This is a genomic window from Rhodococcus sp. NPDC003318 (genome assembly GCF_042879035.1).
Lineage (GTDB): Bacteria > Actinomycetota > Actinomycetes > Mycobacteriales > Mycobacteriaceae > Rhodococcus_G.
The window spans coordinates 23,869-35,377 of the sequence record NZ_JBIAOU010000031.1 but is presented as its reverse complement, the minus strand read 5'-3'; the positions used below and the strand labels follow the sequence as shown (position 1 = coordinate 35,377).

General features: G+C 70.0%; 10 protein-coding genes and 2 pseudogenes. 6 read left to right on the top strand and 6 right to left on the bottom strand.

All coding sequences use genetic code 11. The features are described 5' to 3' along the window. Window positions 1-123: 123 nt before the first annotated feature. A complete protein-coding gene (locus tag ACFYVR_RS26030; protein WP_387478941.1) occupies window positions 124-507 on the bottom strand; it encodes a DUF5313 family protein in 384 nt (127 codons plus the stop codon). A 427-nt stretch (window positions 508-934) separates the two neighbouring features. Here ACFYVR_RS26030 and ACFYVR_RS26025 point away from each other — a divergent pair, with 427 nt between their 5' ends. The 3 genes from ACFYVR_RS26025 to ACFYVR_RS26015 are packed head-to-tail and all read left to right on the top strand — an operon-like array spanning window position 935 to window position 3,470. After that, window positions 935-2,128, top strand: coding sequence for an insoluble domain protein (locus ACFYVR_RS26025; RefSeq protein WP_387478938.1), 1,194 nt, complete (start codon window positions 935-937; stop codon window positions 2,126-2,128). A 31-nt stretch (window positions 2,129-2,159) separates the two neighbouring features. Continuing rightward, window positions 2,160-2,843, top strand: coding sequence for a hypothetical protein (locus ACFYVR_RS26020; RefSeq protein WP_387478935.1), 684 nt, complete (start codon window positions 2,160-2,162; stop codon window positions 2,841-2,843). 3 nt (window positions 2,844-2,846) lie between these two features. Then, a complete protein-coding gene (locus tag ACFYVR_RS26015) occupies window positions 2,847-3,470 on the top strand; it encodes a maleylpyruvate isomerase family mycothiol-dependent enzyme (RefSeq protein WP_387478932.1) in 624 nt (207 codons plus the stop codon). A 10-nt stretch (window positions 3,471-3,480) separates the two neighbouring features. On the opposite strand, the gene ACFYVR_RS26010 is transcribed toward ACFYVR_RS26015, so the two are convergent. After that, the gene (locus tag ACFYVR_RS26010; RefSeq protein WP_387478929.1) at window positions 3,481-4,965 is read right to left on the bottom strand and encodes an adenylate/guanylate cyclase domain-containing protein; all 1,485 of its coding nucleotides are present in this window, start codon (window positions 4,963-4,965) and stop codon (window positions 3,481-3,483) included. A gap of 73 nt (window positions 4,966-5,038) precedes the next feature. Next, entirely contained in the window at window positions 5,039-5,527 is a 489-nt protein-coding gene (locus ACFYVR_RS26005; protein WP_387478926.1) for an RrF2 family transcriptional regulator, read from the bottom strand. 93 nt (window positions 5,528-5,620) lie between these two features. On the opposite strand from ACFYVR_RS26005, the gene ACFYVR_RS26000 reads away from it, so the two are divergent. Beyond that, window positions 5,621-6,364 (top strand): SDR family oxidoreductase, encoded by a 744-nt coding sequence (locus ACFYVR_RS26000; protein ID WP_387478924.1) that lies wholly within the window; start codon window positions 5,621-5,623, stop codon window positions 6,362-6,364. A 99-nt stretch (window positions 6,365-6,463) separates the two neighbouring features. On the opposite strand, the gene ahpF is transcribed toward ACFYVR_RS26000, so the two are convergent. The 3 genes and pseudogenes from ahpF to ACFYVR_RS25985 form a co-directional block, all read right to left on the bottom strand. Next, complete coding sequence (gene ahpF, locus ACFYVR_RS25995; RefSeq protein ID WP_387478921.1) at window positions 6,464-8,056, bottom strand: alkyl hydroperoxide reductase subunit F; 1,593 nt, start codon at window positions 8,054-8,056, stop codon at window positions 6,464-6,466. A gap of 151 nt (window positions 8,057-8,207) precedes the next feature. Continuing rightward, window positions 8,208-8,771 carry an alkyl hydroperoxide reductase subunit C gene (gene ahpC, locus ACFYVR_RS25990; RefSeq protein WP_387478949.1) on the bottom strand — a complete coding sequence of 188 codons (564 nt, stop codon included), beginning with the start codon at window positions 8,769-8,771 and terminating at the stop codon, window positions 8,208-8,210. A gap of 184 nt (window positions 8,772-8,955) precedes the next feature. Beyond that, window positions 8,956-9,273 (bottom strand): annotated as a pseudogene (locus tag ACFYVR_RS25985) (helix-turn-helix transcriptional regulator); the annotation flags it as partial. Window positions 9,274-9,673: 400 nt separating this feature from the next. Between ACFYVR_RS25985 and ACFYVR_RS25980 the strand changes: the two are divergent. Continuing rightward, window positions 9,674-9,889 (top strand): annotated as a pseudogene (locus tag ACFYVR_RS25980) (XRE family transcriptional regulator); the annotation flags it as partial. 64 nt (window positions 9,890-9,953) lie between these two features. Continuing rightward, entirely contained in the window at window positions 9,954-11,507 is a 1,554-nt protein-coding gene (locus ACFYVR_RS25975) for a succinic semialdehyde dehydrogenase (protein WP_387478918.1), read from the top strand. Window positions 11,508-11,509: the final 2 nt, after the last annotated feature.

Here is an 11,509-nt window from a genome sequence, read left to right as displayed (position 1 = left end):
CAAGCTCGACGGCTTGAGCCCGGTCACATACCGGGCCCAAGCCCTCGCCGCCTAGGCTTCCGATTACCCAGTCCAACTTCCGGGGACCAGTTCACATGCCGGTGATGCGTGCGAAGGCCGCCTTCAGCCGCGGCCGTGGCGGGACTCGTAGTCGTCACGGGTGCGCGCCGCGCGCCGCTGGGCTCGTTCGTTGAGCAACTCGGGGTCGAGCCCGTGCGCGAGCAGGCGGTGCCGACGGTAGATGTTCATCAGCGCGATCGCGAAGTACAGGACCGGCAGCAGCAGCAACGCCATCATCGCCAGCGGTATCCAGCGCTCACCGGGGATGAGCAGGTAGAACGCCACGAATATCGGGATGAGGGGCAGCGTGAACCGCAGGACGTAGCGGATCGAGGCGCCGGGGCCGACGAGGTCGCTCTGCACCCAGTCCTGCATCGAGTCGGGCAGGGTTCGGCCGAAGACGTAGCCAACGTACTGCGTGAAGGTGGGTTTGCGCGGGTCGGACATACGTCAAGGGTAGGTCGGGCGGGCCGGGGGAGCGCCCGGCGGGTCGCCGGCCACCGACATGAGAGGCACGTCACATCGTGCGGGGAAAGGTCCAGGTGGGGGCCGTTCGCGTCCGCCCGCTCGATGTCGTCGGCACGGACCGGACGGTTCGTCCGACGCGCCGCGGGGGTTGTCCGGGGCCGCGCCGCCACCCTATGATCCCCGTGCGCTCCCGAACCGGGAGGTGTCCGCGTGCCCGCCCGAGGCCGGCCCGGACACAGCAACCGTGTGGGGGCACGAGATTGTCGGGGGAATCGACGTGAGCGGTATCGAACTGTGGCGTGGGCACGTGGCCCGCACGCCCGAGAACGCCGGCTCGACCATTCCGCAGCGGATCGCCTCCGCGCGAAGAGAATTCGAATCAGGGTCCGATCGAGGGGGAATCGAGATGAGCAGGGCTGTCACGAGGGGCGCGCACCGGCGCCGCGTCGAGCGGGTGTCGACGGCGGGTGCGTTGCCGGTCGCACTCGCGATCGTCTGCTCCGGTGTCGCGACCGCCGCGCCCGCCGAGCAGCCGGGCGTCACCGATGAGGTCGAAACCTCCAGCCAGCCAGGGGTTTCCGATCCGGAGTTCGACCCGGCTCCGGCCGAGGCCGTCGCGCCGGCCGCTTCCGACGCACCGAAGCAGTACTGGGTCGCGCCGCCGGCCGAGTACGACAACGTTCCCACCCGCCCGGCTCCGACGTCGTACTACGAGGAGTACGACGCGCCGATCGCACCCGCCTCCGTGCAGGACCTGCACCTGCCCGTCGTCGTCGAACCGGTCGCCCCGATCGAGGCGCCTGCCGAGCGGCTCCGGCTCGGGGATTACGTTGCGGACAAGCCGAATTGGCTGTCCGAGGAGAATCTCGACAAGACCAACAACACCGCCGCAGCCTACGAGGCCCAGGTCAACACCGCCTGGCGGTCGGTGGGAATCGAGGCGTCCCGCGCCGACCGGATCGGCGCCGCGACCGTCGGCGGTGCCGCAACGTACGGGCTCGGGGTCGCCGCGGCCACGGGTATCCCGGCCGCCGTCGTGGGCGGGCTGATCGGTGGCACGCTCGGCGGGATGTTCGGCGTCGGCGTGGTGGCGCCGGCGGCCGGCGTCGTGTTGCCCGTCGTGGGCTTCGTCAGTGGTCCCGTCCTCAGCACGGCCAACGGCGCCGCGATCGGCGCGGCCGTCGTCGGCATACCCGTCGCCGTGGTCGCGGGCACCATCGCCGGAGTGGTGGGAGGCGCGCAAGGCATGGCGTTCGGTGCGGGCGACACCCTCGCCGAGCCGATCGAGTTGGAGATCCCCGACGCGCCGACGGTGGATCCGGGGGCGATCACCGAGCAGACGCGCGCCACCGTCGCGCACGTCGAGACGCTGCCCGGTGGAGTCCAAGCCGTCACCGCGGTCCGCGACGCCGTCGAGTGGGTGCCGCCGCAGATCGCCGCCGCGACCGAGCAGGCGCGAACCACGGCACTCGGCCAGCCGGGCGGACCCGACCTGGTGCGCCGGATCGAGGCGTCCGCGACCGCCACGGCCGACGCGTTCGCGCCCGTCACCTCGCCGGTGAACGAGGTGCTCGGCGCGATCGCGGCGGCGTTGGGCTGACCGGAGGTCGATCCCGATGGAGCCGTCGGAGATGAAACAGGGTTTCGACGACTGGGTCGCCGGCGAACCGGCCGACCCGGTCGACGACTGTGCGCGGGACGTCGTGGAACCGGCGTGGCTGTCGGCGCCGCCCGTGACACCCGAGCCGCCGGTGAGGGTGAAAATCGCACCGACTGACAAGGTTTCGCCCCAGACCGGCGGTGCCCGGAGCCGTCGCGGCGCCGCGGTGGTCGCCAGCGCCGCCGTCCTGGTTGCCGGGATCGTCACGGTCGTCGGGCTGCTGGTGAACTCGGCGAACTCACCTGCGGCCGATCTGGTGACACCCACCGCGGAGGAGCCGGCCGTGGACACGACGTGGTGTGCCGGACTGGGTTCCGGTGCGCCCGCCGCCGTCGACTCGCAGGATGCGGGTACGGCCGCGATCGCCGCCTTCGAGTGGGCCTACTACGTGTTGCGCGACGGCGCCCGTGCCCGCGAGCTCGCGTCGGCCAACGCCCGGATGGGGCGTGCGGAGCAGATCTCCAAGGGAATACAGCAGATTCCGATCGGCACCGTGCACTGCGTGCTGGTGCTCGAGACGATCGAGGGAACGTACACGGTGGACGTCTTCGAACGCCGGCCCGACGGCACCACCGAGCACTACCCGCAGACCGTGGCGACCGCCACCACTGCGGACGGAACTCGGATCACCGCGATCACATCACGGGAGGAATGAGGCATGGTGCGTAGGGGATCAGAGGTACGCGAGCACGTGATGGCCGAGCGGGCGGAGTTGGTGGCGCTGCTGCGGACCCTGTCGCCGGAGGACTGGCAGACACCGTCGTTGTGCGCGGGGTGGCGGGTGCGGGACGTGGTCGCGCACATCGCGCTCGACACGGTGCCACCTGTCACCTACCTGCGGACGGTGGCCCGGCATCCCTCACCGGACCGAGCCAACGCGCAGTTCGTGGACTCCTTCCGCGACGTGGCGCCGGACGAGCTGGTCGACCGGATCGAAGAGTCCGCCGCAACCAGCTGGTTCACCCGGTTCGCGCCCCGAATCGCCCTGGCGGATCATCTGGTGCACCACCAGGACATCCGCCGCCCACTGGGCCGACCACGCCCTATCGCCCCGGACCGGCTGCGCCACGTCCTCAGCCATCCCGACCCGTTCGCCTTCCCACGTCGCTACACGAAGGGATTGCGCTTCGTCGCAACGGACGTCGACTGGGCGTCCGGCTCGGGACCGGATGTGCGTGGCCCCGGCGAGGCCCTGGCACTGGCCGTCGTGGGACGGCCCGTCGTGCTGGACGAACTCACCGGTGACGGTGTCGCGACGCTCCGCGCGCGCATGATTCGCTGACGGCCCGAGATCACCCGGCACTGCGCCGCTGCCGCGCGTTGCCGAGTCGGACGGCGGTCCGCAGGAGTTGCGGCGTCCGCCGGGCGACGGTGAGGATGCCGCGGTCGACGGCGGACAACCTCGGCCGCCGGCGGGGGAGCGGGCTGCGCGGGGCGCCGTCGACCAACGCGAACAGTGGCCACCGGCCGGGAACACCCTTGAGGGTGTGGGTGCCGTGGTCGGCGAAGGTGAGGCCGGACCCGGCCGTCAGGTCGCGGACGGCCCGCGACACCAGCACCTCGCCGGCACCGGCCGCCGCACCGATGCGGGCGCCGGCGTGGACCGTCATCCCGGTCAGGTCGGGTCCGCTGCGCTGCACCTCGCCGGTGTGCACGCCGGCGCGGACCTCGACGCCGAGAGTGTGTGCCTGCCCGCAGATCTCGTGGGCGCACCGCACCGCGGCGACCGCGCTGTCGAAGACGCTGAAGGTGCCGTCACCGGCGACGGTCAGGACGCGACCGCCCGCGGCCTCCACGGCCGCGCGGACCTGACGTTCGTGGGTGGCACGCAGTTCCCGGTAGGCGAGGTCGCCGATTCGTGCCAGCGTCTCCGTCGAGCCGACGACGTCGGTGAACAGGACGGTCGCCAGGAACCGGTCCGCGGCGGCGGGGCGGTGGGCGCCGGTCGTCACCTCCTCGACGTGTTCGAGGATCGGCACCCACGCCTCGCCGAGGGACGCGCCGGGTGGCGCGGTCGGCAGCAGGTGGAAGGTGCCGTGCGGGATCAGGTCGGCGACCCGTTGCGCAGCTCCCCGCGACACCGGGCTCCGCGGGACGAGCAGCACCCGCGCCGGGCACTGGATCGCCGGCAGCGCCTCGGAGTAGTCGATCCGCATCACGTTCTCGAGCTGCTCCTGCGCGGTTGCCGGTGTGGCGGAACAGCGTTCGAGCATGGCCATCACCCGACGGTTGAACGGGGAGTCGACGGCCGGATCCCACAGGGGCACGCTCTCCCCGGAACCCCAGTGCCGGTACGCGGATCGCCATCCGGACACGAACCGCTCCAGGTGCTCGCGGTCCCATCCGGGCGGCACAGTGCCGTCATCGGTGATCAGCCGTTCCGCGAACGGCTGGATGAGGACGAGCCCCGCCACCCGTTCCGGACACTTCGCGGCGACGAGCGCGACCGGCCCGGCTGCGCTCGCCACCCCGACGATCGTGGCCCGGGACATCCCGGTGGTGTCCATGACGGCGACGACGTCGTCGGCCTGTTCCTCGAGGGTGGGCAGGTGGTCGACCGGGTCGGACAGCCCGACCCCGCGACGCTGGAAGAACGCGGTGCGCGCGAAGGTGTTGCCCCGTTCCATCAGGTAGTGGATCTGCGGGTCGGTCCACATCAGGTCGAGGTGCATGTTGATCTCGAAGAACCACACCACGTCGGCGTCGCCGTCGCCCACCACCTGGTAGGCCAGCGCGTGCCCGTCGCGTTCGACGTACCGGGTGACCGGCGGGTCCATGGGACAACAATAGGCCGCCGCCTCGCACGTCCCGCCACGTTTCCCGGTGGCGGGGGCGCGGGGCGGGCCGCTCCTACCGAGCCGGTTCGACCGCCGGGCCGCTCAACCAGGCGCGCACCGGTGACAGCACGTCGGTCGGGGAGTTCACGTCCGCGACGAGGTCGGCGATCGTGATCTCGCGGAGCGAGGCGCGCCAGGCGTCGTCGGCGGCGTACATCGCCCTGGCGATCGGGCAGGTCCGCGTGCACTTCTCGGGCGGGACGGCGAACGGGCCGCGCTGCCGGATCTCGGTGCACACGAACGACGGCTCGGTGCCCTCGATCGCCTCGACGACGTCGAGCATCGTGATCTGCTCGGGCGGGCGGGTGAGGACGTAGCCGCCCGCCTTCCCCTGTACCGACCGGACGAGGCCCGCGCGGGACAGGTTCTGCATCTGTTTGGCCAGGTAGGTGCCCGACACCTCGTGCAGTTCCGCGAGTCGGGCGGCGGGGACGGGCGCGTCGACACCGGACAGCACCACGCAGCAGTGGACCGCCCACTCGATTCCGCCGGACAACTTCACACCCCCAGACTACTTGACTCGGATACGACCTATCCGAGTAAGGTCATACCCGGACAATGAATATCCGAGTAAGACTGTCGGGAGGTAGAACTCATGAAGATCGTCGTCGTCGGAGGAACCGGTCACATCGGCCGCCAGGTCGTCGACCACCTGACCGAGTGGGGACACGACGCGGTTGCCGCCTCGCCCTCCACGGGCGTCGACACCGCGACGGGTGCGGGGCTCGCCGAGGCGCTGACCGGAGCCGACGTGGTCGTCGACGTGACCAACGCGCCGTCGTTCGACGGGCCGGTCGTGGTCGACTTCTTCGAACGGTCCACCACCAACCAGCTCGCAGCCGAAGCTGCGGCGGGGGTCCGGCATCACGTCGCGCTGTCCATCGTCGGTGTCGATCGGCTGCAGCCCTCGGGCACAGTCGGATACCTGGACGGCAAAGTCCGGCAGGAGCAGCTCATCGCGGACAGCGCGGTCCCGTCCACGGTCGTCCGCGCGACGCAGTTCCACGAGTTCATCGCGACGATCGCCGACGCGTCGACCCGATCCGACGGAGTTCACCTGCCGCACACCCTCTTCCAGCCCGTAGCGGCGGCAGACGTCGCGCGGCTGGTCGCGGAGGTCGCGGCCGGTGAGCCCCGCGGCGTCGTCGAGATCGCCGGCTCGAAGAAGGCCCCGATGGACGAATTCGTCGGCGCCGTCCTGCGCGACCGCGGCGACGACCGCTCCGTCGTGCGGGACGACGCCGGCGGCTACTTCGGTGCGCAGCTCGCCGACGACGGGCTGGTGCCCGTCACCGACGGTGCGGTCATCGGTGCCACGAACCTGGCCGTCGACGTGTAGCCCGTCCCTCGTGACCACTTGCACAAACGGGTGAGGGGAACCCGATGCCAGTCGGACGGACCGGCGTTGGGTTCCCCTCACCCGAAGGGTGGAGTGGAACTATCCGACGCTCACCGCGACCGGCTCCTCGGCCGGGGTGCTGGTGCGGATGAGGTGGTCGAAGGCGCCGAGCGCGGCGGTCGCGCCGGAGCCGGCGGCCACGATGATCTGCTTGTACGGGGCGGTCGTGCAGTCGCCGGCCGCGAACACGCCGGGCACCGAGGTGCGGCCGTGGTCGTCGACCACGATCTCGCCACGCGGAGTGAGATCAACGGTGCCGGAAAGCCATTCGGTGTTCGGCAGCAGACCGATCTGCACGAACACACCGTCCAGGTCGACGGTGTGCGACGCGTCGGTGGTGCGATCCGTGTACGCCAGCCCGGTCACCTTGGAGCCGTCACCGAGGACCTCGGTGCTCAGCGTGCTGAGCAGGATGTCGACGTTGGGCAGGCTGCGGAGCTTGCGCTGCAGCACGTCGTCGGCGCGCAGCTGCGAGTCGAACTCGACCAGCGTCACGTGCTCGACGATGCCGGCGAGATCGATCGCGGCCTCGACGCCGGAGTTGCCGCCGCCGATCACCGCGACCCGCTTGCCCTTGAAGAGCGGTCCGTCGCAGTGCGGGCAGTAGGTGACGCCCTTGTTCCGGTACTCGTTCTCGCCGGGGACGTTCATCGCGCGCCAGCGGGCGCCGGTGGACAGGATCACGCTGCGGGAGAGCAGTCGGGCGCCGCTCGCGAGCTCGACCTCGACCAGGCCGCCGTCGACCTCGGCGGGGGTCAGCTTCGCCGCGTTCTGGGTGTTCATGATGTCGACGTCGTACTGGCGCACGTGGTTCTCGAGCTCGGCCGCGAACTTCGGGCCCTCGGTGTACGGAACCGACGCGAAGTTCTCGATGCCCATGGTGTCGAGCACCTGGCCGCCGAACCGCTCGGAGACGACGCCGGTGCGAATTCCCTTGCGGGCGGCGTAGATCGCGGCGGTCGCGCCGGCGGGGCCGCCGCCGACGACGAGCACGTCGAAGGGGTCCTTCTCGGAGATCGCGGCGGCGGTGCGCTCGGCCGATCCGGTGTCGAGCTTGCCGATGATCTGCTCGAGGTTCATCCGGCCGGAGCCGAAGGGCTCACCGTTGAGGAAGACCGTCGGCACGGCCATCACCTGACGGCTGTCGACCTCATCCTGGAAGAGGGAGCCCTCGATGGCGATGTGCTTGATCCGCGGGTTGACGACGGCCATCAGGTTCAGTGCCTGGACGACGTCGGGGCAGTTCTGGCAGGAGAGGGAGAAGTAGGTCTCGAAGTAGAGGTCACCCTCGAGGTCGCGTGCCTGCGAGAGCAGCTCCGCGGCCTCCCGGGAGGGGTGGCCACCGACCTGCAGTAGCGCGAGCACGAGCGACGTGAACTCGTGTCCGAGGGGGATGCCCGCGAACTGCACCGCGATGTCGGTGCCGACGCGGCGGATCAGGAACGAGGGGCGCCTCGGATCGTCGCCGGAGCGCGAGTGGGTCACCAGGTCGGACATACCCGCGATCTGGTCGAGGAGTTCGGCGAGTTCCGTGGACTTCGGGCGCTCGTCGAGCGAGGAGATCAGCTCGATCGGCTGGGTGACCTTCTCGAGGAGGGTCTTCAGTTGGTTGGCGAGGGGGGCGTCGAGCATGAGAGTTTCTCCGAACGTTGGAAGAACAGTGACTTGACAGTGCGGGAGTCGGCGAACTTCTCAGCTCGAGCCGAGGTGATCCGTGCGGGACGGTGCCGGTGGCACGGGGCGAGAGCGCCCCGCGCCACCGGTGTGGACAACCGTCGACGAATCAGATCTTGCCGACGAGCTCCAGCGACGGGGCGAGGGTCTCGTCGCCCTCTTCCCACTTCGCCGGGCAGACCTCGCCCGGGTGCGACCGGACGTACTGGGCGGCCTTGACCTTGCGGACGAGCTCGGCGGCGTTGCGGCCGATGCCCTCGGCGGTGACCTCGGTGAACTGGACGACGCCGTCCGGGTCGACCAGGAAGGTGCCGCGGTCGGCCAGGCCCTGGTTCTCGCGGAGCACCTCGAAGTCGGTGCTGATCTGCAGGGTCGGGTCACCGATCATCGCGTACTTGATCTTGCCGATGGTGTCGGAGGAGCCGTGCCACGCCTTGTGCGTGAAGTGGGTGTCGGTGGAGACGGAGAAGACCTCGACGCCCAGGCCCTGCAGCTCCTCGTAGTGGTCGGCGAGGTCGCCGAGCTCGGTGGGGCAGACGAAGGTGAAGTCGGCCGGGTAGAAGTAGAAGACGGCCCACTTGCCCTTGATGTCCTCGTCGGAAACGGTGACGAAGGCGCCGTCCTTGAAGGCCTCGGCGGAGAAGGGCTTGATCGTCTTGTTGATCAGCGACATGTACTGCCTCATTCGGTCTCGGTTGTTGTTGTGTCCGGTTTCCGACCCTAACGACCGCTGATTAATCGCACCAATCGATTGTTTTAGAAGTTTTGATAGCGGAGGGCTATAAGACCTGGATTCTCTTCTGGAACCATGCCAAAAGGCCCGCGAATGTGAGAGACGCCACAGGGTGGGCCTCGGGTCACCCGCGGAGATCCTGGGACGGCGACCGCCCGTAGCGACGTCGATACGCCGCGGCGAATCTGCTCGGGCTGCTGAATCCCCACATGGCGGCGACGTCGGTCACCGAGGTGCCGCCGGCGATCAGGTCGTCGTGCGCGCGCCCCAGCCGAATGTCCCGCAGGGTCGCGGTGGGTGTGCACCGGACATATTCGGCGAAGCCCTCCTGCAGGCGGCGAACGCTGGTGCCCGCCAGCGCGACCATGTCGGCGAGCGTCCACGGGTGCGCCGGGTCGTCGCGGAGTGCGTCGAGAACCCGCTTGACCGTCCGGGGTTGCAGCGTGCGGCCGGGCGACTTCGTCCTCGACGAGGACCCCGACGCCGGCATCGTCATGCCGGCCGGCGGTACCGGTATCGCTCCGATGAAGCCGATCGCGCTGCCGCCCTGTCGATCGACCCGGACCGGGAGCTGCACCTCTACCGCGGGGTGCGGCACGCCGGCGGCCTGTACGACGTCGAGTTCTGGGAGACGTTGCAGGCCAGTCATTCCGGCGTACGGTACGTGCCGGGCCTACTCCGGGTACCTGTGCGGGCCGCCCGCGATGGTCGACGCCGGGGTGAAGGCCCTCAAGCGAAAGCGGATGTCGGCCCGGAGGATTCGCCGCGAGAAGTGCAGTGCCGCACGCGCCGTGCCGGTCACCGCCTTGAGCGCGGCTTCACACAGTTGTCGGACCACCCGCAGCGAGCGGTTCCGGACCCTGTGGAAGGAACACGAGGTCGGCATCGTGCCGCACGAGGTCAAACGGTTCCGACATCCCGAGGTGGGCCTGGTGGGGTTGAACTGTCAGATCCTCCTCGACCCGACGGAGGCGAACTCGCTGGTCGTCTACACCGCGGTACCCGGCAGCGAGAGCTACGTGAAACTGCAGCTGCTGTCCGTTCTCGGAGCACTGTGAACCGGGCCACGATCGGGGTAGGTTGTCTGTAACCGCAAAAACTACTAACCGGTAGGGGTCCGACATGCCTGCTCCGTCCGCTGCGACCTTCGAACGGCTCGGAAAGCTCGTCGCGATTCCCGACGCCGCGGACCGGCCCACCCGGTCGGTGGTCGAGGCCTTCACCGGCCGCGAGCTGGCGAGCATTCCGGTCGGCACGGCCCAGGACGCGATCGACGCCGTCGAGCGGGCGCGCGTCGCCCAGCGGGAGTGGGCGCGGCGCACCCCGACCGAGCGGGCCGAGATCTTCCACCGCTACCGCGACCTGGTGCTCGCCAACCGGGACGCGCTGCTCGACATGGCGCAGGCCGAGACCGGCAAGGCGCGGGTGTCCGCGCTCGAGGAGGTCCTCGACATCGCCATGACGTCCCGCTACTACGCCAAGCTCGCACCGAAGGCGCTGCGGCCGAAGCGGGTCCAGGGGATGCTGCCCGGGCTGACGAAGACCGTGGTCAACCACCACGCGAAGGGCGTCGTGGGCGTCATCTCGCCGTGGAACTACCCGATGACCCTCGCCGTGTCCGACGCGATCGCGGCGCTGCTCGCGGGCAACGCCGTCGTCATCAAGCCCGACAGCCAGACCCCGTACTGCGCGCTGGCCTGCGTCGAACTGCTGTATCGCGCGGGGCTGCCCAAGGATCTGTTCGCGGTCGTGCCGGGGCAGGGGTCCGTGGTCGGCACCGCGATCGTCGACCACGCGGACTACCTGATGTTCACCGGCTCCACCGCAACCGGTCAGCTGCTCGCCGAGCAGGCCGGACGCCGGCTGATCGGCTTCTCCGCCGAACTCGGCGGCAAGAACCCGATGATCGTGACGAAGGGCGCGAACCTGCGGGAGGTCGCCGACGCGGCCGTACGGGCCTGCTTCTCGAACTCCGGCCAGCTGTGCATCTCCATCGAGCGGATCTACGTCGAGCAGCCGGTGGCCGACGAGTTCACCCGCCTGTTCGGGGACCGGGTGAAGAAGATGGCCCTCGGACCGAGTTACGAGTTCGGCGTCGAGATGGGGTCGCTGATCTCCGAATCCCAGGTCAAGACGGTGTCCGGGCACGTCGACGACGCCGTCGCGAAGGGTGCGACGGTGGTCGCGGGCGGCCAGGCCCGACCCGACCTCGGGCCGCTGTTCTTCGAACCGACGGTCTTGACCGGGGTCACCGACGAGATGGAGTGCGCCCGCAACGAGACGTTCGGCCCGCTGGTGTCGATCTACCCCGTCACCGACGTCGAGGAGGCCGTCGCGAAGGCCAACGACACCGTGTACGGCCTCAACGCCAGCGTGTGGGCGGGCAGCAAGGCCGAGGGCGAGGCGATCGCCGCCCGGGTCCGCGCCGGCACCGTCAACGTCGACGAGGGCTACGGACCGGCCTGGGGCAGCACCGCCGCGCCGATGGGCGGCATGGGTGTGTCCGGTGTCGGCCGCAGACACGGTGTCGACGGCCTGCTCAAGTACACCGAATCGCAGACGGTCGCCACCACCCGGGTACTCGATCTCGGTGGGCCACGCGGGCTTCCGCCCAAGGTCTGGGCGAAGGTCCTGGCGCCGTTCATCAAGGCGCTGCAGTACCTGCCGGGACGGTGACG